Genomic DNA, 22453 nt, shown 5'->3' with positions numbered 1-22453 from the left:
GTTTCCAGTTGATTCTTACGCTGTCAATTCAATATGTTAATGAACTTTTTCTTTACTTTCTCTTAACGTTGTTTCGCTAAGCGGGTGCAAATATAAAACCCTTTTTTCTCTCTCACAAACTTAATTTGAAAAAATATTTAATTCTTTTTTCAAGCTTAATTTTTCTGGAAATGAACGTCCAAAACGCAACATATTGTTTTTGTTTCGGGGTGCAAAAATAGAACCCTTTTTCATTCCCACAACACATTTTTGCTTTTTATTTCTATTTTTATTTTAAAACCTTAATTCCGTGCAATTTAACAATATTAAAAAGTTCTTGTTTTATTCTAACCCCTAGCGAATACTATACTTTAATATAAAAAACGGCTTTCAATAGCACAATACCTTTATGAATTACAACTGCATTAGCGGTAGTAGCGGCATCCTTTTTTTAGGTCTATATATAATGACATGATAAGAACATAATACTATGAGACAACATATTCTGCACTAAAGTAAACCTAATAAAAAAAGATACAGCGGATGACGCGACGCTTTTGCTACTAAAAAGCAAAAGCGGAATGCCCTAAAAGGACTATACAATATTTATAGAAACTTCACTTTGTCTATTCCTTATATAGGTATATCTTTGTAGGCTAAAATTTATACTATATATAATGATACAAATTACTCTACCAGATGGTTCGGTTAGATCTTTTGAAAAAGATGTAACTCCTTATGAAGTGGCTGTAGACATTAGCGCAGGATTTGCCCGTAATGTTATTTCAGCAAAATTCAATGACGCAGTTGTTGAAACTACCACTCCACTAACCACTGATGGTAGTCTTACCTTATATACTTTTAAAGACGATGCAGGTAAAAAAGCATTTTGGCATTCTTCTGCCCATGTGTTGGCACAAGCTTTAGAAGAACTATACCCAAACGTAAAGTTATGGGTTGGCCCAGCTATTGATAATGGTTTTTATTATGATGTTGATTTAGATGAAGGCTCTATTTCTGAAAAGGATTTTAAATCTATCGAAACTAAAATGATAGAAATCGCTAGAGGTAAGCACGACTTTAAAATGCGTGAGGTTTCTAAAGCTGAAGCCTTATCCTATTATAAAGGAAAGAATGACTATAAAGTTGATTTAATTGAAAACCTTGAAGACGGCACTATTAGTTTCTGTGATCACTCAAGTTTTACAGATCTTTGTCGTGGTGGCCACATACCAAATACCGGTATAATAAAAGCTGTTAAAATATTAAGTGTTGCTGGGGCTTATTATAAAGGTGACGAAAAGAATAAGCAACTCACAAGAGTTTATGGTATTTCTTTCCCGAAACAAAAAGAGCTAACAGAATACTTAGAGCTTTTAGAAGAAGCTAAGAAAAGAGACCACAGAAAACTTGGTAAAGAATTAGAGCTTTTTACATTTTCGCAAAAGGTAGGACAAGGTTTACCGTTATGGTTACCTAAAGGTGCTGCATTGCGCGAACGTTTAGAGAACTTTTTGAAAGCAGCACAAAAGAAAGCTGGTTATGAAATGGTGGTGACCCCGCATATTGGAAGTAAGGAACTTTATGTAACTTCTGGACATTATGCTAAATATGGTGCCGATAGTTTTCAGCCTATAACGACTCCTTCTGAGGGTGAGGAATTCCTTTTAAAACCAATGAACTGCCCACATCATTGTGAAATTTATAACACAAAACCATTTTCCTATAAAGAATTACCAAAACGTTATGCGGAATTTGGAACGGTATATCGCTATGAGCAAAGTGGAGAGTTACATGGTTTAACACGCGTTAGAGGTTTTACTCAAGATGATGCCCATATTTTCTGTACACCAGATCAGTTGGACAAAGAGTTTAAAGATGTCATAGATTTAGTACTCTATGTTTTTGGATCTTTAGGTTTCGAAAATTTTACAGCTCAGGTTTCATTAAGAGATCCTGAAAATCCGGATAAGTATATCGGAAGCGATGAAAACTGGGAAAAAGCAGAACAAGCTATTTTAAGTGCCGCTAAGGATAAAAACTTAAATTTTGTTGTAGAAACGGGTGAAGCTGCTTTTTATGGTCCAAAGTTAGACTTTATGGTAAAAGATGCCCTTGGACGCCAATGGCAATTAGGAACTATACAAGTAGATTATAACTTACCAGAACGTTTTGATTTATCTTATAAAGGCAGTGATAACGAGATGCACAGACCGGTTATGATTCACCGTGCTCCTTTTGGAAGTATGGAACGTTTTATAGCTATATTGTTAGAGCATACAGGAGGAAATTTCCCGCTTTGGCTAATGCCTGAACAGGTAATTGTGCTCTCTATAAGTGAGAAATATGAAAAATACGCTGAAAAAGTTTTAATTTCGCTAGAAAATGACGAAATTCGCGCCCTCACAGACAACAGAAATGAAACTGTAGGTAAGAAAATTCGCGAAGCTGAAATGCAAAAGTTTCCTTATATGATTATCGTCGGTGAGCAAGAAGAAAAGGATAATACAATAACAGTGCGTCAACATGGTGGTGAAGACCTTGGCACAATTAATGTAGAAGACTTTATAAAAATAGTAAAAGATAGAGTTAGTAAAAGTTTAAAAACTTTTAAATAATATTAAGTTTAATTTAAAATACAGAAGCCATAGCAATACGTAGAAACAGAAAGAATTTTACAAGACGTGTATCTCAGGAAGATAAACACCGTATAAATTCTAAAATCAGATCTGAAGAAGTAAGATTAGTCGGAGATAATGTCGAAATAGGTGTTTATCCTGTTAAACAAGCGTTATCCTTAGCCGACGAACAAGGTTTAGATCTCGTAGAGATTTCGCCAAATGCGAACCCTCCTGTTTGTAAAGTTATGGATTATAAAAAATTCCTTTACGAGCAAAAGAAACGAGAAAAATCATTAAAATCTAAAGCAACAAAAGTAATCGTTAAAGAAATACGTTTCGGTCCTCAAACAGATGATCACGATTACGAGTTTAAAAAGAAGCATGCTGAAAAATTCTTAAAAGATGGAGCGAAATTAAAAGCGTTCGTATTCTTTAAAGGACGATCTATTGTCTTTAAAGAGCAAGGTCAAATTTTATTACTAAAATTGGCTCAAGATCTTGAAGAATATGGAAAGGTTGAGCAAATGCCTAAGCTTGAAGGAAAGCGAATGATTATGTTCATTGCACCTAAGAAGAAGTAATTAAAAGCTGAATTTTCAGCGATACGATAATAAGCGAAACGTAAATTAAAAAGAGGAGAAAATGCCTAAAATGAAAACAAAATCGAGTGCTAAGAAACGTTTCAAACTAACTGGCACTGGTAAGATTAAAAGAAAGCATGCTTTTAAGAGTCATATATTGACAAAAAAATCTAAAAAGCGTAAGCTAAAATTGACTCATGATGGTTTAGTACATAAAGCAGATGAGAACAATATTAAAACAATGTTACGTTTAAAGTAATAGCGTTTTAATCGGTTAAAACAAATTATAAACCCTGGAGTTAGGCAAAACAATTTAGCAAGTGTCAATTTAGACCGCCTACTACAAAAAAACAATTAAGAGAATGCCAAGATCAGTAAATTCAGTAGCAAAAAGAGCCCGAAGAAAAAAGGTTCTTAAGCAAGCAAAAGGTTACTTCGGAAGACGTAAAAACGTTTGGACAGTAGCAAAAAATGCGGTTGACAAAGCGATGCAATATTCGTACAGAGACCGTAGAGTAAAAAAGAGAACATTCCGTTCGTTATGGATTATGCGTATTAACGCAGGTGCAAGACAGCATGGAATGAGCTATTCAAAATTTATGGGAGGATTAAAATCTAATAATATTGACTTGAACCGTAAGGTACTTGCCGATTTAGCGATGAATCACCCAGATGCTTTTGAAACTATAGTAAACAAAGTAAAATAGGCTTTTAGCCAAATTAATAACAACATTTCGCTTATAAAATCCGATTCATTAATTTGAATCGGATTTTTTTATGCCTAAATAGTAAAAACTAAACCATTTACATAAGCGCATACTTACACAAAATTCCTTTTTTATTTTTAACTTACGCTTTAATAAAAACCAATTACATGAAGCGTATTCAACTCATTGCAACCCTCATTCTACTTGTTACTTTTAACGCTTATACTCAAGACCAAGAAAAACCCAAACCTTGGGATGTTTCAAACCCAGAAGGGGATTGGGATTTTAAAGACATAAAACTATCAACTGACGAAGGGACTTGGATGAATTTAGATATCAGTCCTGATGGAAAATCTATTGTTTTCGATTTACTAGGGGACATCTACATCATGGATATCAAAGGTGGTAAATCTAAAATACTAAGAGAAGGTTTGCCTTTTGAAATACAACCACGATTTAGTCCTAATGGTAAACAGATTTCATTTACGAGCGATGCAGGTGGTGGCGACAATATATGGGTTATGAATACCGATGGTTCTGATGCAAAACAAATTACAAAAGAAGATTTCAGGTTATTAAACAATGCTATTTGGACACCAGACGGAAATTATCTTATTGCTAGAAAGCATTTTACTTCTGGTCGCTCTTTAGGAGCTGGTGAATTGTGGATGTATCATAAAACTGGTGGTAGTGGTTTACAACTTACTAAAAAGAAAAATGACCAACAGGATGTTAACGAACCGACAATCTCTCCTGACGGGAAGTATTTGTACTATAGCGAAGACGTTTATCCTGGAGGTGCTTTTCAATACAACAAAGATCCTAACAGCCAAATCTATGTCATTAATCGTTATGATATGAAAACAGGAGAAACCATGAGAATTACTGGTGGTCCAGGTGGAGCTGCACGTCCTCAAATTTCTAGAGATGGAAAAAAACTAGCTTTTGTAAAACGTATTCGAACTAAAACTGTTTTATATATTCATGATTTAGAAACAGGTGAAGAATGGCCTGTTTATGACCAACTTAATAAAGACCAACAAGAAGCTTGGGCTATTTTTGGAGTGTACACCAACTTTAATTGGATGCCTAATAATGAAGACATCGTGATTTGGTCTGGCGGAAAGATTAATACAATCAATATCAATTCGCTTACAGTATCCGATATTCCTTTTCAAGCTAATGCCACTATTAAAATTGCTAAAGCGGTTGAATTTGATACTCCTGTAGCACCAGATACTTTTGATGCTAAAGTTATTCGTCATGCGACCACGTCACCTGATGGAAAATCAATTGTATTTAATGCGCTTGGGTATTTATATACACAAAAATTACCAAACGGAAAAGCTAAACGGTTAACGACAGGAACTGATTTTGAATTTGAACCGACCTTTTCCCCTGATGGAAAAACCATTACTTATGTAACTTGGAATGATCAAAACCTTGGTGCTATTTATTCGATTCCTTCAAATGGTGGAGCTGCTACAAAATTGACTTCAGAAAAAGGCATTTATAGAAACCCATCGTATTCTCATAACGCTAAACATATTGTTTATCGAAAAGAAGGAGGAAACAACGAGCAAGGTCGGACGTTTTCAAAAAAAGCAGGTTTGTATGTGATGAATAGTGACGGCACAAACACCAAATTTGTAACCAAAGAAGGAGATTACCCAATGTTTAATGCCGATGATACACGAATTCTATACCAGAATGGTGGCCAGTTTTTTGGGGCTTTAACTAAAGAATTGAAAAGTGTTAACCTTAATGGTTTTGAGGAACTCACACTTGTCAAATCAAAACATGGCAATATTTTGGTACCGAGTCCTGATAGAAACTGGATTGCTTTTGTTCATTTACATAAAGTGTATTTGGCGCCAATGCCTAAATCTGGACATACTTTAGACTTAACTGATAAAAGTAAATATGTTCCAATTACACAACTTTCTAAAGATGCAGGCATTAATTTACATTGGTCTAAAGACAGTAAAACATTACATTGGACCTTAGGCAACCAGTATTTTTCAGCTAATGCTTCCGAAGATACCAAACTCGTTGAAAAAGGCATAAAAATTAATTTAGAAGCTAAAACTGATAAACCTTCAGGTAGAATTGCTTTAAAAGGAGCGCGACTGATTACTATGGAAGGTGATGAAATCATAGACAATGGCACCATCGTTATCAACAACAACATTATTGAATCTATTGGAAACTCTTCAGACATCACAATTCCTTCCAATGCGAAAGTCTATGATGTTTCAGGAAAAACAATAATGCCAGGAATGGTTGATGCGCATGCACATATTGGTGGTTTTAGATATGGATTAACCACACAAAAGCATTGGCAATTTTATGCCAATTTAGCTTATGGTGTTACAACCTCTCATGATCCATCTGCGCATTCTGAAACGATTTTTGCACTTTCCGAATTACAAAAAACAGGAGAACTTGTTGGTCCACGCCTCTACTCTACCGGTTTTATACTTTATGGAGCTGATGGAGATTTTAAAGCGGTCATCAATAATCTTGAAGATGCGCGTTCGTCTATTAGAAGAACCAAAGCTTTCGGTGCCTTATCGGTTAAGAGTTATAACCAACCAAGACGAGAGCAACGACAACAAGTATTACAAGCCGCCCGCGAAGAAGGTATTTTTGTTGTTCCGGAAGGAGGCTCAACGTTTTATCACAATATCACCATGGTCATGGATGGCCATACTGGTGTTGAGCACAACATTCCTGTGGCCCCTGTATATAAAGATGTTTTAGAACTTTGGGGAAATAGTAATGTGGGTTATACACCAACACTTATTGTGAATTATGGTGGTATGAATAGTGAAGTCTATTGGTATCAAAAAACCAATGTATGGGAAAATGAGAAACTTCTAAAATATACTCCAAGAGCAATTATCGATTCACGTTCTAGACATCGTGTTATGGTTCCGGATGAAGAATATGAAAACGGTCATATTTTGGTTTCTAAAACCACTAAAGCACTTAGTGATGCTGGCGTAAAAGTAAATCTCGGTGCACATGGTCAGTTACAAGGACTAGGAGCCCACTGGGAATTATGGTCACTTCAACAAGGAGGGATGACTAACCATGAAACCTTAAAAGCTGCCACTATAAATGGAGCTAATTATATAGGTGCAGGTAATGATATAGGTTCGCTGAAAAAAGGAAAATTAGCCGATTTAATTGTGATGGATAAAAACCCTTTAGAAGACATTAGAAATTCTGAAAGTATTATTTACACCATGATTAATGGTCGATTATATGATACTGAAACTATGAATGAAATAGGAAATCATCCAAAGGAGCGCACTGAGTTCTATTGGGAAAACAATAAATATAACCAAGCGTTTCCTTGGCATGAGGAATCGCAAAGTTTTACACGAGAAACCTGTGGTTGTCATGTAGGTTCTCACTAAAAACAAAAACCGATTCCATTATGAATCGGTTTTTTATTTTACTTAATTTGAATACAATTTTTAAAGATACAATATGAAAGACGTTAAAATGGTAGTCACTGATATGGATGGTACGTTACTAAACTCTCATCACGAAGTGAGTTCCAAGTTCTTTGAGTTATTTAAGGACTTAAAACAACAAAACATTCAATTTGTTGCGGCAAGTGGACGACCTTATTATAGCATTGTTGAGAAACTGCAACCTATAAAAGATGATATTATAATCGTTGCAGAAAATGGTGGTTTAGTCATTAAAAATGAGGACCTACTGCTTTCTAATCAGCTAGATCCAAATAGATTATTAGAACTCTACACCTTAGTTACTAATATTGAAGGCGCCTACCCTATTTTCTGCACGCAACATCGGGCATTTATTCTTAGAGCATCGGATGAACTAGTAAAGACATTTTCTGAATATTATTCTGTTTACACCATCATTGATACTTTTGAAGAGATTACAGATGACATCATTAAAATAGCGTTGTATCACACCACAAATTCAGAAAAACATATTTTTCCATTCGTAAAACATTTAAAACCAGAACTCAATGTTGTGGTTTCAGGAAATCATTGGGTCGATATTTCTGAAGCTATTACTAATAAAGGAAACGCCCTTACATTCTTACAAAACCAACTCAACATTTCAGCTTCTGAAACTATGGTATTTGGAGATTATAATAATGATTTAGAAATGTTGACATGCGCCAAATATAGCTATGCGATGAAAAATGCACATCCTAACGTGAAAACTGTTGCTAATTTTGAAACAGAATCTAACGATAATAATGGTGTCGAATTGGTTTTAGAGCAATTAATTACCGAAAGCCGTAAGCACTAGTTGCCTTCCTGATGCTTTATTTCTATGCTCACAAAGATAAATGCCTTGCCAAATTCCGAGATTTAACTCACCATTAGTAATGGGGATTTGAACAGAGGTTCCCATTAACGATGCTTTTATATGTGCAGGCATATCATCAGAACCTTCGTAAGTATGTTGGTAATAGTCCTGATTTTCTGGAACCATTTTATTGATATGGCTTTCAAAATCTAATCTTACCGTTGGATCTGCATTCTCATTTATGGTTAAACTTGCCGAAGTATGCTTAATAAATACTTGCAATTGCCCAACATTAATTTGCTTTAACTCTGGAAGTGCTCGTAAAATATCTGAAGTAATGAGATGGAAACCTCTAGAAAATGCTTGAAGTTTAATCTCTTTTTGAAAAAAATTCATATTACTATAAGCTGATTTTATTTTGATTCGCCTGAAATTTCATCAATAGCAGATTTAAATTCTTTCCAATTAATAAGGTCATCACCATCTTTATCGTAGCCTTCTATTAATTTAGAAGACACCATACCTCGAATAAACCCGGTAATTTCAGCTTGTTTTAAGAGTTTTACAATTTCATCTTTACTCAATTTTCCATCACCATCTTTATCAAAAAATGCAAAGGCGTCTTCGGGTGTGTTAAAATGATTGGTTATTAAGATTTGAATTTTGTGGAGTATTGTTTCTTTTGATAACATATCTAATGGATTTTATTAAAAATAAGAAATAATGCTATGAAACTCTGATGTATTAACAAACAAAAAAAAGGTCGCCTCACAGCCACCTTTAATTTAGTTGATTAAAAACCCTACTTCTTAATCACCGTTACCGAAATTTACCCAAACCTCGGCTTAATATAAAATAATTAGATTCAATATAAACACCTTAGATATTAACGAATGGCTCTTTATTAAAATAGTCCATTCTTCTACATAATTTAAAAGCTTAGATCTACCATAACTATTGAGCCGAACAAAACTAAATTTATATCAATAACTTACAAATAGTCAGGTTTGAAATGCAGTGTTTTGTATGTGAATGAACTATTTTGTTTTATTCTTTCCTTTTTAGCAGTCATTCCTATACCTAAATTAGAAACAAAATAGCGATACTCAAAAAAGAGTATCGCTATTTTAACTACATCAAATTTACTTATATTACTTTTTTACTATTCGTTTTATAGTTTCATTTTCGTCTATTTTAATTTTTAATACATAGACTCCTGCTTCATATTGTTCTAAATTAATTATGAAATTATCACTTGTATTTACTTTGCTTAATAGCAAGCGTCCATTTAAATCGTACACTGTAATTTTAACCTCATTAGTACTTGGTAGCATAATAGACACTTGACCATCTGTTGGGTTTGGGTACACTTTAATAGCGTTCAATATATTACGATCTCCAACTCCTAAAACTTCTTCAACTGTAACAACAATCTCTACACGTTCGCTGTAACAACCGTCATCACTAACATTAGCTACCCAATACGATGTTGAACCAATAGTTTCTGTACTAGGTGTTGGTGCTTCTGAATCAGAAATTCCTCCTGTTTCAGTTTCATACCAAGCTAAGTCTAACCCACCTGAAGTTGCTGTTAATGCACTAGCATCATCACCTTGACTGTAAGTGACTAATGCTGTTATTGTTGGCACTTCTGGAATGTCTGAAATAGTAACATTAACCATAGTTCTTTCACTTTCGCAACCATTTGCATTAAAATCTGACACATAATAAGTCCCGGTTTCTAAATCGGTAATAGCAATTAAAGCCGTATCACTAGTTTCTGAATTATACCATTTTAATGTCGACCCTATAATTTCTAAATCCGTTACTGTTGCACTTCCACAAAATGTCTGTGTATCAACTGCTGGTGCTGTTGGTATAACGACACCTGATGTAAGTGGAGATCCCTTTAACCAGTTTGATGTTGTTCCAAATAAGGTAAAACTATTTAAAATACCATCGTTTCCATTTCCTGTGGCATCCACTAGTTGAAGCTCTGAACTATTATAATCCGCATTTAAGCCATGATTGAATTTATAATACGCTACCAAACCTTCTTCTACTCCTTGTAGTTCACAATTTTTACTTTTGTTGATTTGATTAGCCGTTCTTGCTATGTTCCAAATTCTAACGTCATCAATAGCTGCATCCAAAAATCGATCATTAAATTGTGGATCTTTTCCTATATTAAGATTTCGGTACGCATTACCAATATTCATTGTGAAATCTTGAGAAGCAACTTCAATACCATCTACATAAATTTTTGCTGTGGTTCCATCATAAACACCTGCAATATGATGCCATGTATTTAAACTTATACTGTTTTCAGGTGAATTTGTTTCGTTCCATCCAGAATTTCCTAAGGCAAAATTAACAACACCATTACCTCCTGCTCTTAGCATATAACCCGAATTAAAAGGACCATTAGCGTCATCTTTATTAATAATATTTCCTAAATAAGCTTGTGATGCAAAAGAATTAAACTTAACATAAGCTTCTAATGTAATGGTATTACCTGTAATTCTTAAACTTACATCATCACCACAATCTATAAAGTCGTGTGAATTTCCAAAATTAAGGTAAGTTGCAGGTGTACTTATAGGAGACCCAGCTAACCAATTACTAGTTGATCCTAACAATTCAAAATTATGTAATGTTCCATGAGTTATATTTTCAGAACTATCAAAAAGTACTGTTTCTTGAGTATTGTCTTGGCTATCTAAACCTTGATTAAAATTATAATATGCAATTAAACCTGTTTCATCATTTTGTAATTCAACGTTTTTAGATTCATTTAATTCTTCAACAGTTCTTACTACATTCCATATACGGACTTCATCAATAGAGCCATTAAATAGGTAATTGGCATCATTATAAGATCCTATATTCACTTCATTTCCATTAACTGATGGTAATACATTAGTATTCGTAGCTACTAAAGATCCATCTTTATATAATTTTAAAGTTTGTGACGGGCTATCATAACTAACAGCCACGTGATACCATGTATTAAGTTCTAATATATTTGAATCTTCTACAGCATTCCACTGACCATTATGGCCAGCCGATAATATACCATTCGGTACCCATAACGCATGTTGTCCAAAATTATCAGAACCTGAAACTATATTATTCTCGGCAGCAAATTCATTAAGATAAATCCATGCTTCTTTAGTATAAGACTCAGTTAATATATTACCACAATCGATATAATCGTCTACTCCATCTAAATTTAAATGTGTCGCTGAAACATCAATCGGTAAAATTGGATTAAAATCTTGCCAAACTGCTGTATTTTGGTATGCAGCTACAGCACTATAAGGTACATATAAAGTTCTATTTACTGATGGTCCAAAGTCATTATCAAAAACAGATGGGTTAATTACTAAAGGAGTAGTACTATTACAAATGACAGTAGTTAAACTATGGCACATTCCAAAAGCTCGTGGAGCTATAGAAGTTACAGAATTACCTATATTAACTGTTTGTAAACTTGTGCAATGATCAAATGCTAGTTCTCCTATAGAAATCACTGAATTAGGAATTGTAACAGAAGTTAAGCTATGGCACATAGCAAAAGCTGCAGTCCCTATCGAAGTCACCGAATCAGGAATTAGGACTGAAGTTAAGTCTAAAGAATCAAAAAAAGCAGCTTCACCTATAGCAGTGACTTCATAAGTATTTGAATCGTAGATAACCGTTTCTGGAATCATTACAGTTTTAGACATCATCATAAAATTTTGCCCTACTTCAACCGTAAGTGGATCTGAGACTGAAGTTATATTATAATTAATGCCATCAGCATTAAAGGTTTGTCCATAAGACATTAATTGGAATAAAAGCACCAACGTAAATAAGTAAAATTTTAGTTTCATAGGTTATAGATTTAGTTTGAATTAATAATCATTCAAATCTATATAATTACCGATGAAATACATTTTTAACGTGTCCAAATGCAATACTATGTATGTAAATGGTATTTCAATCCCTAATATTTTCATTTAATGACAAAAAAAAGCAGCCCTACCATAATGGTAAATGCTGCCTTTTGCTATTAATCAGATTATAAAGAATGGTTGGTTATCCGTTCAACCACTAATATATGGCTAAACTATTCCTTATCTTTTAAATTTGGGACGAGATGCAATACTTTGTATGTAAGTCACTGTTTTTGTTTTGGTTGAGACAAATGATCCTATACTTAGATCTTAATACTCAAAAAATTGATAATGGCTACTTAAACTGTTTTGCATAGGTTCTAGACAATGGTATTTCTACATTGTTAATTTCAAGTGTGTTTGTTGTAATACGCTCTACTTTATTTTTATTTACTAAAAAGGACCGATGCGCTCTTGCAAATGTGTGCAATGGCAATTGCTCTGCTATAGTACTCAACGATTGTCTTATACTATATTTTTTTGAAATAGTATAAATACTACTATAATTACCATCAGCTACAAAATATCTTATATCTGAATATTTAACATTTACCGTATCATATCCATCTTTAAATTGAAAATTCTGATTTTCATTTTTCTGAATGACAATACCTATGGATGCCATTAAATCTACTTTCTTTATAGGCTTTGTTAAATAACCATATGGCTTTGTTTTTATGGCTTCGCTCATTAAAGCAAAATCTTGCTGACCCGTGATAAAAATAACAGCGGCATTATCATTTTTGTTTTGAGATAAGGTTATGCCTTCATTTTTACCACTTAAATTAATATCCATCAATATAATCTCTGGTACAAAGCTTTTCATTTCAGCAATTGCAGTATTGGCATCATTTGCGATTTCAATATTTTTAAATTGTTCTTCTTGTAAAATCTCTGAAATGTATTCGGCTATAATAACGTCATCTTCAATAATAAGTATTTTGGTGTTTTTAGGGTTATGCATTACTTATGTCTTTTTGGAATGAAAATGTAAAACCATTTTCAGTATTAATAGTATACTCAATTTTAAGTTGTCGACAAATTTTATCTATCAGTTTTGGCTTTATATCTTGCGTCATAATAACCGTTCCATTATCTGAATACAGAAAACTAAGCTGATTTTCTTTAACACGTAATTCAACATTAATGGTTTTATTATCCTGATTATTAAAAGCATGTTTTATAGAATTTATAGATAATTCGGTAAGTAATAACCCAAAATACATGGCATAGTCTGATGGAATTTCTACAGTGTCTATTTTAAAATTTGTACTAATGTTATTTTCGTTAAATACGTCTAAAAAACTTTGTTTAACATCGTTTAGATAATTTGAGATTTCTATTTTCTCTTTATCATTATTTTTATATAAGTGCTTGTGAAGTGTTGAAATGGCTTCTACTTTTGTCAATATATTTTTAAGTTGAAAACTATTTTCGGTAGACGCTTTTTTCAATTGATCTGAAATAAGAATGACCACCAATTGCAAATTATTATTAATTCTATGGTTGGCTTCACTTAGTAAAAACTCGTTTTCTTTAGATAATATTTTTAATTGCTTGTTACTTTCTTTTGCCCCTTTTAAAACATAGGCAATTAACAATGTTACTATAATAACAACAATCAATAGACTAACAATAGCATAAAACATAACCGTGTTAGAGGCCAAAGCTTTATTTTTATTTTCAATTTCGAGGGCATTAATTCTAATTTGATTCTCTTTCTCCGATAATTTGTATTTTTCCTCAAGTTCAAACAGAAATTTATTATGCTCTAGTTTATAATATTTATCTGTAAGTTTTAATCTTACTTTTAAATATTGATAAGCCTTGATTGTATTGCCAAGCTTTTCGTAAATATTTCTTATGTTATCGGTGAGTAAAATTTCGCCATAAAACAATTCATTTTTTTGGGCAAAATCTAAGCCATTCAACGATTCTTCTAAAGCCTTAGTATACTGCTTATCCTTTATTAAGACGCGGGTATAATTAATATAAGCATCAATTTTATTCTGAATTAACTGATGCCTTTCAGCAAAATCAATAAGTTCTTCTAAATTATGTATTGCTTTTTTAAAATCCTTTTCCTTTTCATAAACGCCTGAAATTTCTAGCATAGAATAAAATATTCCATTTTTATCATTCAGTTCTTTTGAAATCTTTAATGATTTCTGAGCATATAAAAGTGTAGAATCTGGTTGGATAAAATACTCTGAAAACAAGGCTGCTTTTCTACTGTAATATTTTGCTAAATATATAGGAGCAATTTTATGCGTTTCTAAAATCAATTTAGCAGCTTCTAAATGCTTTATCGATTCAGCGAATAAGGTTCTCTTTCTATAAAATTCAGCAATCTTTACATGGTATAAAAATTCTAACTCTTTATTTTTAGAAATTTTAATAGCTTCAAATGCTTTTAAATAGTAGGTATTAGCTGTATCGTAATTCAGTTTTAGCTTATATATTTCTGCTAAACCTAATAACAAATGAATTTCCTCTACTTTGATACTGGTGGTTTCGAGATTTTTGTTGTAGTAAAAAAGTGCTTCATCCAATTTGTTTTCAGATATTAGATTTTGTCCAAAATCTATAATATCTTCGGTTTGACTATGTGACGCATTACAAACAAAAAAAAGCATGATAATTAAGTACTTCATATTATGCTTTATGCTTATTTTTTTTTAGAAATTAAATAGAAATTACTATAACAATCCAATGATTCAGTTTCCACTAATTAAGCTTTTATAATTTTTTGAATACGTGTATCGTTTGCAGAACTGATTTTAATAAAATAAATGCCTTCCGTTAAAATTGAAACATCAACGGATTCCTCAATTGTTTTCTGTTGTAAAACTGAATTTCCATAAATATCATACAATACAACATCTAAAACCTCGCTATTAGGCTTTGAAATAAATAAGTTATCTGAAACTGGATTGGGATAAATCTTCAATTCTGATAAAATTTGATCTGAATTTGATAAACTCACATTTCTATAAGTTGCTATATAACCTGGAAAATTCTCTAATCTTAACTGAGTAAAATCAGCATTAGAATTTAAGGTGATGGAATGACTTGTATTGGCTGCTACTTGGTTAAAAAAAAGATTTTCAAGATTAATTTCACCTGAAGTATCACATACAGCAAGTGACTGCACAAAACTATTTGGTGTTAAAGTATTTTGTTCAGCATCATAGGTATAATAGCCATTAAATCCATTACACGCTCCAAATCCCTCAAAAGTTAAGTCGCTATTAATGGTGAGTTGAGGAATATAATCTGGCTGCACATCCTCATAATCCCAAACGACACCGTCTAGATCTGCTTCCAATTGATGCAAATACCAAGTGCCATATAGATTAGAATCCTGTGCGTTTATGTTCTTTATAAAGAACAGAAAACAAAAAAATATAAGTAACCGCTTTGTAGTTTTAGAATTCATAAATAAGAGTTTAGACTCTAAATTTACTCTTTTTTTAATACTTGTAAAATTTGATTATCTCTAATCAAAGTAAATAAGACAGATTACGTTTTCTGTTTTTTCTTTTTAGCTGCTGGAAATAACACGTTATTTAAAATTAATCGATACCCAGGAGATGTAGGATGTAAGTCTAATTCTGTTTTTGGGTCACCTACTCTATGTGTGTAATCTTCTGGATCGTGACCGCCGTAAAAGGTAAAGAAACCTTTTCCTTTAATACCATGAATGTATTTGGCTTCACCATTGGTTCTGTTTTCTCCCATCACCAAAACATTAGATTTAATTTGGTCTCTACTAAACGAGGTTGTTTGCCCCATAAACCCTTTAACTAAAGCGGTGTGATTTTGAGTTAACATGGTTGGAATGGGATCCCATTTGGCAGAATATTCCATTAATGAAAAATAATCTGTAGTTTTTGGTATTTGACGTTTTTCAGTCATGTCTATCGAAGAAAACTCATAAACATTAGGACTCCGTTCTAAAATATAATCTTTAAAAGCAAAGGTTTTATTAAAATCGATTTTATTCTGATAGCCTGGATCGCTACCATCTCCATCAAACATCGGCTCACAAATATCTATGCCTTCAGCTGACAAGGCAATATCAAAACTATCAGTTGCAGAACACATGGCGAACATAAATCCACCTCCAACAACATAATCTCTAATTTTTAATGATACGGCTAATTTTTCCTCAGAAACTTTGTTGTAACCTAAGCGTTTAGCCAAAGCTTCTGCTTCTTTTTTATCTTCAATATACCAAGCAGCTGATCGGTAAGCGCGATAAAATTTTCCGTATTGTCCTGTAAAATCTTCGTGATGTAAATGCAACCAATCATAAAGTAATAATTCATCGTTTAAAACCTCTTCATCGTATATGGTTTCATAAGGAATTTCAGCATAAGTTAAAACCATAGTTACCGCATCGTCCCATGGCTTTAATCCTTTAGGTGTATAAACAGCAATTTTAGGTGCTTTTTCTAACACAACTGCTTCTTGATTTACGGCAGGACTCGCAATATCTTCTAAAATTTGAGCTGCTTGTGCCTCTGAAATCACTTCAAACGAGACACCTCTAATTTGGCATTCGCGTTGAATAATATCTGCATCAGGTAATAAAAATGAACCGCCTCTATAATTAAGAAGCCATTTTACTTTAAGTTCACGTTCTAAAGTCCAGTAGGTTAAACCATATGCTTTAAGATGGTTCTTCTGTGTTTCAACATCCATTGGAATAAGAATATAGGATGCGTAAGCATTTGCACTTAAGAAGAGTGTAAAAATTATAATGAGTAAATTTTTCAAGTTCATAGAATTAGAACGAAATATAAGTATTTTTTAGTCTTTAGAGACTCGTTTTATCATTCTTTTAAGACCTAAATCGAATATGTAATAAGTTCATCGTAATACGGAAGGCATTCATTTAGTAACGGCTTAAGATGCCGAGGAAAAGCTTCCTTTTTTTCTTTATACATCATAAAACCACTCGATTGATGTACGTTTTTGTACCAATATTTAGCCCAAACACCATCTTCTGTAAGTTGCTGTGGTTGCCAGGACAACATGTTTGTATCGAACGGAATTTCAGCAAATTCACATAATTTTTGAAGTGTCCGCTCTGGATTTAATAATACCTTTTTAGAATCTAATACTACAAATGGGATATTTTGTGTTTTAAAATAATCAATTAGCTCTACATGAAGCGCATAACCGACATCGTTTAACGTTGGGTTTTCTATGACCTTATCAAAAGAAGGTAACATCTCTTTAGGATGTCTTGTTAAAATGATATTAATAGTGTTCTTCATAAAGTCGCGCTTTAATCCCAACAGATGATGCGTCATGTGTTTAAGAAACAGGACTGGTTTTTCGGTATTATCAAGCATCATTTTAACGACTTCGTCTCCATCATTTTCCATCGTATCTAGAATGAGTTGAGATCCTGGATGATACTTTTGAGCTTCCGGATGATTTTTCAAATAGTAACCGTATAAGGGCTCATCAAACACTTTGGTATCTTTTCGTTGTGCAAAAGCATACATTAAGGCTGTTGAAATATTTCGTGGTCCAGACCATAAACACATACGTTTTATACTAGTCATTATTCACCGTATTTTCTATTAAGGCTTCGTAAAGTCTATTGAGGTTTCTCGTTACATTACCATAATTACCTTCACCGATCTGTCTCCCATCAATTTTCACTACTGGTGTTAAACCACCAAAAGTTCCTGTTACAAAGGCTTCATCAGCACCGTAAACATCAAACAACGAAAAGTCTTTTTCAAAACAAGGTATATTATTGGCTTTGCAAACTTCGATTACTTTGGCTCTGGTGATACCATTCATACAATACTTACTTGTAGAAGTCCATACTTCACCTTTATTCACCATAAAGAAATTAGTGGCATTGCAAGTTGAAACGAAACCATGAATATCTAACATTAAAGCTTCATCTGCACCTGCTTGTATGGCTTGTATAAGCGCCTGAACTTCGTGAAGTTTACTATGACAATTTAATCTTGGATCTAAATAATCTGGTGATCCTCTTCGGATTGTGCTTGTAAAAAGTGTAATTCCTTTTTCCTTAGAATCTTTTGAAGCCGTTTTATATTCAGGGATAATAACCACGTTTGGTCCAGAAATGGTAAGGCGTGGATCTTGGGATGGTGTTTTTTTAATACCACGGGTAACCATGATTCTGACATGCACACCATCGGTCATGTTATTTGCTTTGAGCGTTTGCATCACTTTAGCCGTTAGTTCTTCTTTTGAAAAAGGCAAATGCATACCAACCGATGCTGCTGACGTCCATAACCGATTAAAGTGATCGTCTAAAAACACTAATACACCATGATGTAGTCGTAAGGCTTCCCATATCCCATCTCCTACTAAATAACCGCTATCAAAAACGGAAATTTTAGCATCGTTTCTTGGAAACAATTGATCGTTAATAGAAATTAGAATATCGTTATTTCTGCTATCTTCTATAGCATTGTGCGTACCATGAACCATAATTAAAAATTTAGTATCGAAAGATACTTAAAATTATAATTTGATTACAAAAACAACGCTCTTAGTCCAAAGGCGATTCGCTGCCCGAAAGTAAGCTAGCAATGACCTTGGTGCCTTCGAACTGTTCTAAAATAATTTTGATAAAAACGGTTATTGGAATTGCCATAATCAATCCAGGAATTCCCCAAAGGAAGCCCCAAAACATTAACATTACCAATACTGCAATCACATTTATAGAGAAAGATTTCCCCATAAAAATTGGTTCTAAAACGGCACCAAAAGTGACTTGAACCATAGAAATCGCAAAAATAAAGAAGAACAATGTACTTGACGGATCGAGTTCTACAAAAGCAAAAATAGATAAGAATATTACAGAAATAAACGAGCCTACCATTTGCACAAAATTAATAGCAAAGGCGAATAATCCCCAGAAAATAGGGAAACTAACATCAAAAAAGACACACATTAATCCGGTGAATAATCCTGTAAGCGCACTCACTAAAACTTTTACTTTAATAAACTTTATAAGATCTTTTTCAATCTTCATAAAGGTCTTAATAGACGTGTGTTTTCTTTTTAACAACGTACTATTAAGTAGTTTATGCACGTTAATGGATTCTGCTAACCACAGCACTACAAAGAAAACAGTCATTAATAAAGTGGTTAAAAATGAATTGAGAAAGCCAAGCGTAGATCCTAAATTTTCTTTTTCAAAAAGCTGCCCTATAATGCCATGTTCTTGTTCTATTTCAATTCCGAAATTATCTAATAAATAGATTTTTAAGTCTGCTGTTTTTAATTCGGCTTTAGCTAAAAACTCAGTGTTATTTGCTAATATTTGTTTGCTAGATAACTGTACTAATTCAATACCTAATTTAAGGCCTAATGCCACCAATAACAAAACGATAATAATACTTACAATTTTAGGTACATTTCTACGCCCCAACCATCGCATTAATGGCAAGAATAACAAGGCAATAAACATTGAGAAAATCAATGGGATAAATATAAACGACAAGATCTTTAGTAAATAAAATACTAAAGGCACTACTATAATTAACAGCAACACATTGGTTGTACGTCTTTGTTCTAACATGAGGCAAAATTCTTTTTAACTAGCGGTCAAAGATAAGTTAAAATACACTTTTTATATCCTTAAAATGCTGTTAAAATGGTACGCCATCATCCTCTGGTCCTCCAAATGCATCCGAAGCAGAAGGGAACTTATCTGGTGTAAATGTATTATCATTAGCAGCATCGTTCATTTTAGAATGAAACTCTGCACCAAAAGGTGTATCAAAATCATCTAAATTATCAAACTTACCTAAGTGTCCAATAAATTTCAAACGTATATTTTCTAAACCACCATTTCTGTGTTTTGCTACAATAAATTCACCTTGACCTTCGGTTGGAGAGCGTTCTTCATCATCCCATTCATCAATCTTATAATATTCAGGTCTATAAATAAAGGCTACAATATCCGCATCTTGCTCAATCGCTCCAGATTCACGTAAATCGGATAATAAAGGACGTTTACTACCTCCACGCGTTTCTACCGCACGAGATAACTGAGATAAGGCAATTACAGGAATACTTAATTCTTTTGCTAAGGCTTTAAGGTTTCGAGAAATCATCGATATTTCTTGTTCACGATTCCCCCCTTTTTGACTTCCACCTGCTGTCATTAATTGCAAGTAGTCAATCATAATCATCTTAATACCATATTGAGACGCTAAACGACGTGCTTTTGCTCTTAAATCGAAAATAGAAAGCGATGGTGTATCATCTATAAACAAAGGTGCTTGCTCTAAGGTTTTTACTTTAACGTTAAGTTGCTCCCATTCGTGCTTTTCTAATTTACCTGTTCTTAACTTTTCAGAAGATAAGCCAGTTTCACTAGAAATTAAACGCGTAATTAATTGAACTGAAGACATCTCCAGAGAGAAGAACGCAACAGGCGTATTACTATTAACAGCAACATTCCTTGCCATGGTTAATGTTAAAGCTGTTTTACCCATACCAGGACGTGCAGCAACAATAATTAAATCACTAGGTTGCCAACCGGAGGTTAATTTATCGAGCTTATCAAAACCAGAAGCGACACCACTCATCCCTTCCTTATTAGACATTTCCTCAATTTTCTTTTTCGCTTGAATTACTAAACTTTGAGCAGACTCCGTAGATTTCTTAACGTTACCTTGGGTGACCTCGTATAATTTAGCTTCAGCGGTATCTAAAAGATCAAAAACATCTTTCGTTTCATCATAAGCTTCTTCAATAATTTCGTTTGAAATCTTTATTAAACTTCTCTGAATATATTTTTGAAGAATAATACGTGCATGAAACTCAATATGTGCAGAAGAAGAGACGCGTTGTGTTAAGGAAATAAGGTAAAAATCACCGCCAGAAACTTCGAGCTTTTGATCTTTCTTTAATTGGCTAGAAACGGTTAATAAGTCAATAGGCTCACTATTTTCAAACAACTTAAAAATGGCCTCAAAGATGTGTTTATGAGCATCTTTGTAAAATGCATCAGGACTTAAAATGTCAATTACTTCATCAACTCCCTTTTTATCAATCATCATCGCCCCAAGCACAACCTCTTCTAAATCAGTTGCTTGAGGAGGTATTTTGCCCTTCTCTAAATTAATGATAGTGCTTTTATCAACTTTGTAGCCTTGTACTGGATTGGGTTGTTTCATAAGTAGCAAAAGTAGTTAATTAGTGTTGAGGAAATGAAGAAGCACGCTTGACGATGTCAACAGGTCTTCAACAATTTAACTGTTAATAACTTGATTATATTGTTAATAGTGCCAAAAAAAACCGAAGCTAAAACTTCAGTTTTTTTTAGTTTCCTATGTTTAGTGGATTTAGTCTTTATAGACTCCCATTGCATCGTATTTTTCCATACGTTGGTTCACTAAATCTTTTGGTGATAAGTTTTTAAGCTCTTCATAAGATTTAATAATGGCGTCTTTTACTGCAGAAAATGCTTTGTCTCTATCAGTATGAGCTCCACCAAGTGGTTCTTTAATAATAGAGTCGACAAGCTTCATACGTTTCATATCCTTAGCAGTAAGTTTTAAAGCCTCTGCTGCTTGTTCTTTGTATTCCCAGCTTCTCCATAATATTGAAGAACAAGATTCTGGTGAAATTACCGAATACCATGTATTCTCTAACATCATAACGCGATCTCCTACTCCAATACCTAAAGCACCACCTGAAGCACCTTCTCCAATAATAATGGTGATAATTGGTACTTTAAGACGTGCCATTTCTAAAATGTTTCTAGCAATAGCCTCACCTTGTCCGCGTTCTTCAGCTTCTAAACCAGGATACGCACCTGGAGTATCGATTAAAGTGACTACCGGAATTCCGAATTTCTCGGCAGATTTCATAAGGCGTAATGCTTTACGATACCCTTCCGGATTAGACATTCCGAAATTACGATATTGTCTTGTTTTGGTATTAAATCCTTTTTGCTGGCCAATAAACATGTACGATTGGTCTCCTATTTTACCTAATCCACCAATCATGGCTTTATCGTCCTTTACATTTCTGTCTCCGTGTAATTCTAAAAAAGTATCACCACAAAGTGCTTTAATATGATCTAACGTATAAGGTCTATTAGGATGACGAGACAACTGTACTCGCTGCCAAGCTGAAAGATTTTTGTAAATATCTTTTTTAGTTTCAGCAAGTTTCTTTTCAATCTGCTTACAGGTTTCAGTGACATCTACATCACTTTCTTTACCTATAATTTCACACTTATCTAGCTGATCCTCTAATTCTTTTATTGGTAATTCAAACTCTAAATATTCCATACAATTTGAAGT

General features: G+C 33.4%; 18 protein-coding genes. 6 read left to right on the top strand and 12 right to left on the bottom strand.

What is annotated here, in order from left to right; genetic code table 11:
• The first annotated feature begins 656 nt into the window (after window positions 1-656).
• The 6 genes from thrS (at window position 657) to DFQ09_RS09485 (ending at window position 8190) form a co-directional block, all read left to right on the top strand.
• On the top strand, window positions 657-2597 hold the full coding sequence (thrS, locus tag DFQ09_RS09510) for a threonine--tRNA ligase (RefSeq protein WP_115809707.1): 1941 nt from the start codon (window positions 657-659) through the stop codon (window positions 2595-2597).
• A gap of 35 nt (window positions 2598-2632) precedes the next feature.
• Window positions 2633-3181: a translation initiation factor IF-3 gene (infC, locus tag DFQ09_RS09505; protein WP_115809705.1), complete on the top strand. Its 549-nt coding sequence runs from the start codon at window positions 2633-2635 to the stop codon at window positions 3179-3181.
• A 61-nt stretch (window positions 3182-3242) separates the two neighbouring features.
• Complete coding sequence (rpmI, locus tag DFQ09_RS09500; RefSeq protein WP_020897364.1) at window positions 3243-3440, top strand: 50S ribosomal protein L35; 198 nt, start codon at window positions 3243-3245, stop codon at window positions 3438-3440.
• Window positions 3441-3543: 103 nt separating this feature from the next.
• Window positions 3544-3888: a 50S ribosomal protein L20 gene (gene rplT, locus DFQ09_RS09495; protein ID WP_115809703.1), complete on the top strand. Its 345-nt coding sequence runs from the start codon at window positions 3544-3546 to the stop codon at window positions 3886-3888.
• A 167-nt stretch (window positions 3889-4055) separates the two neighbouring features.
• On the top strand, window positions 4056-7313 hold the full coding sequence (locus DFQ09_RS09490; RefSeq protein ID WP_115809701.1) for an amidohydrolase family protein: 3258 nt from the start codon (window positions 4056-4058) through the stop codon (window positions 7311-7313).
• Between the two features lie 73 nt (window positions 7314-7386).
• Window positions 7387-8190, top strand: coding sequence for an HAD family hydrolase (locus DFQ09_RS09485; RefSeq protein ID WP_115809699.1), 804 nt, complete (start codon window positions 7387-7389; stop codon window positions 8188-8190).
• On the opposite strand, the gene DFQ09_RS09480 is transcribed toward DFQ09_RS09485, so the two are convergent.
• The 12 genes from DFQ09_RS09480 to DFQ09_RS09425 all read right to left on the bottom strand — a co-directional run bounded on the left by DFQ09_RS09480 (window position 8164) and on the right by DFQ09_RS09425 (window position 22441).
• A complete protein-coding gene (locus tag DFQ09_RS09480; protein WP_115809697.1) occupies window positions 8164-8586 on the bottom strand; it encodes a secondary thiamine-phosphate synthase enzyme YjbQ in 423 nt (140 codons plus the stop codon). The genes DFQ09_RS09485 and DFQ09_RS09480 overlap by 27 nt on opposite strands.
• 17 nt (window positions 8587-8603) lie before the next feature.
• Window positions 8604-8882, bottom strand: coding sequence for an EF-hand domain-containing protein (locus tag DFQ09_RS09475; protein ID WP_115809695.1), 279 nt, complete (start codon window positions 8880-8882; stop codon window positions 8604-8606).
• A gap of 459 nt (window positions 8883-9341) precedes the next feature.
• Complete coding sequence (locus DFQ09_RS09470) at window positions 9342-12065, bottom strand: LamG-like jellyroll fold domain-containing protein (protein WP_115809693.1); 2724 nt, start codon at window positions 12063-12065, stop codon at window positions 9342-9344.
• Window positions 12066-12423: 358 nt separating this feature from the next.
• Entirely contained in the window at window positions 12424-13092 is a 669-nt protein-coding gene (locus DFQ09_RS09465; protein ID WP_115809691.1) for a LytR/AlgR family response regulator transcription factor, read from the bottom strand.
• Entirely contained in the window at window positions 13085-14782 is a 1698-nt protein-coding gene (locus tag DFQ09_RS09460; protein WP_115809689.1) for a tetratricopeptide repeat-containing sensor histidine kinase, read from the bottom strand. Before DFQ09_RS09460 ends, DFQ09_RS09465 begins: the two co-directional genes overlap by 8 nt.
• Before the next feature lie 77 nt (window positions 14783-14859).
• On the bottom strand, window positions 14860-15567 hold the full coding sequence (locus tag DFQ09_RS09455) for a T9SS type A sorting domain-containing protein (RefSeq protein ID WP_115809687.1): 708 nt from the start codon (window positions 15565-15567) through the stop codon (window positions 14860-14862).
• Window positions 15568-15650: 83 nt separating this feature from the next.
• Complete coding sequence (locus DFQ09_RS09450) at window positions 15651-16835, bottom strand: asparagine synthetase B (RefSeq protein WP_115809761.1); 1185 nt, start codon at window positions 16833-16835, stop codon at window positions 15651-15653.
• Between the two features lie 146 nt (window positions 16836-16981).
• A complete protein-coding gene (locus DFQ09_RS09445) occupies window positions 16982-17707 on the bottom strand; it encodes a sulfotransferase-like domain-containing protein (RefSeq protein WP_245940337.1) in 726 nt (241 codons plus the stop codon).
• The gene (locus tag DFQ09_RS09440; protein ID WP_115809685.1) at window positions 17700-18617 is read right to left on the bottom strand and encodes an aminotransferase class IV; all 918 of its coding nucleotides are present in this window, start codon (window positions 18615-18617) and stop codon (window positions 17700-17702) included. Before DFQ09_RS09440 ends, DFQ09_RS09445 begins: the two co-directional genes overlap by 8 nt.
• A 61-nt stretch (window positions 18618-18678) precedes the next feature.
• Window positions 18679-19713 (bottom strand): AI-2E family transporter, encoded by a 1035-nt coding sequence (locus DFQ09_RS09435; protein ID WP_115809683.1) that lies wholly within the window; start codon window positions 19711-19713, stop codon window positions 18679-18681.
• A gap of 70 nt (window positions 19714-19783) precedes the next feature.
• Window positions 19784-21319, bottom strand: a complete 1536-nt coding sequence (dnaB, locus tag DFQ09_RS09430; protein ID WP_020896943.1) for a replicative DNA helicase — start codon at window positions 21317-21319, stop codon at window positions 19784-19786.
• Between the two features lie 168 nt (window positions 21320-21487).
• Window positions 21488-22441 carry an acetyl-CoA carboxylase carboxyltransferase subunit alpha gene (locus tag DFQ09_RS09425; protein ID WP_115809681.1) on the bottom strand — a complete coding sequence of 318 codons (954 nt, stop codon included), beginning with the start codon at window positions 22439-22441 and terminating at the stop codon, window positions 21488-21490.
• Window positions 22442-22453 lie beyond the last annotated feature (12 nt).

Source organism: Winogradskyella pacifica, from assembly GCF_003386275.1.
GTDB lineage: Bacteria > Bacteroidota > Bacteroidia > Flavobacteriales > Flavobacteriaceae > Winogradskyella > Winogradskyella pacifica.
The sequence above is the reverse complement of the archived record's forward strand: the minus strand, read 5'-3'. Positions and strand labels throughout refer to the sequence as shown.

Excerpts from the sequence above, each read along its gene's own strand:
- DFQ09_RS09470 (WP_115809693.1), bottom strand. The coding sequence starts at position 12,065 with ATGAAACTAAAATTTTACTTATTTACGTTGGTGCTTTTATTCCAATTA.
- DFQ09_RS09475 (WP_115809695.1), bottom strand. The coding sequence starts at position 8,882 with ATGTTATCAAAAGAAACAATACTCCACAAAATTCAAATCTTAATAACC.
- DFQ09_RS09480 (WP_115809697.1), bottom strand. The coding sequence starts at position 8,586 with ATGAATTTTTTTCAAAAAGAGATTAAACTTCAAGCATTTTCTAGAGGT.
- thrS (WP_115809707.1), top strand. The coding sequence starts at position 657 with ATGATACAAATTACTCTACCAGATGGTTCGGTTAGATCTTTTGAAAAA.
- DFQ09_RS09455 (WP_115809687.1), bottom strand. The coding sequence starts at position 15,567 with ATGAATTCTAAAACTACAAAGCGGTTACTTATATTTTTTTGTTTTCTG.
- rpmI (WP_020897364.1), top strand. The coding sequence starts at position 3,243 with ATGCCTAAAATGAAAACAAAATCGAGTGCTAAGAAACGTTTCAAACTA.
- DFQ09_RS09425 (WP_115809681.1), bottom strand. The coding sequence starts at position 22,441 with ATGGAATATTTAGAGTTTGAATTACCAATAAAAGAATTAGAGGATCAG.
- DFQ09_RS09445 (WP_245940337.1), bottom strand. The coding sequence starts at position 17,707 with ATGACTAGTATAAAACGTATGTGTTTATGGTCTGGACCACGAAATATT.
- rplT (WP_115809703.1), top strand. The coding sequence starts at position 3,544 with ATGCCAAGATCAGTAAATTCAGTAGCAAAAAGAGCCCGAAGAAAAAAG.
- DFQ09_RS09490 (WP_115809701.1), top strand. The coding sequence starts at position 4,056 with ATGAAGCGTATTCAACTCATTGCAACCCTCATTCTACTTGTTACTTTT.
- DFQ09_RS09460 (WP_115809689.1), bottom strand. The coding sequence starts at position 14,782 with ATGAAGTACTTAATTATCATGCTTTTTTTTGTTTGTAATGCGTCACAT.
- DFQ09_RS09440 (WP_115809685.1), bottom strand. The coding sequence starts at position 18,617 with ATGGTTCATGGTACGCACAATGCTATAGAAGATAGCAGAAATAACGAT.
- DFQ09_RS09450 (WP_115809761.1), bottom strand. The coding sequence starts at position 16,835 with ATGGATGTTGAAACACAGAAGAACCATCTTAAAGCATATGGTTTAACC.
- DFQ09_RS09435 (WP_115809683.1), bottom strand. The coding sequence starts at position 19,713 with ATGTTAGAACAAAGACGTACAACCAATGTGTTGCTGTTAATTATAGTA.
- DFQ09_RS09465 (WP_115809691.1), bottom strand. The coding sequence starts at position 13,092 with ATGCATAACCCTAAAAACACCAAAATACTTATTATTGAAGATGACGTT.
- dnaB (WP_020896943.1), bottom strand. The coding sequence starts at position 21,319 with ATGAAACAACCCAATCCAGTACAAGGCTACAAAGTTGATAAAAGCACT.
- DFQ09_RS09485 (WP_115809699.1), top strand. The coding sequence starts at position 7,387 with ATGAAAGACGTTAAAATGGTAGTCACTGATATGGATGGTACGTTACTA.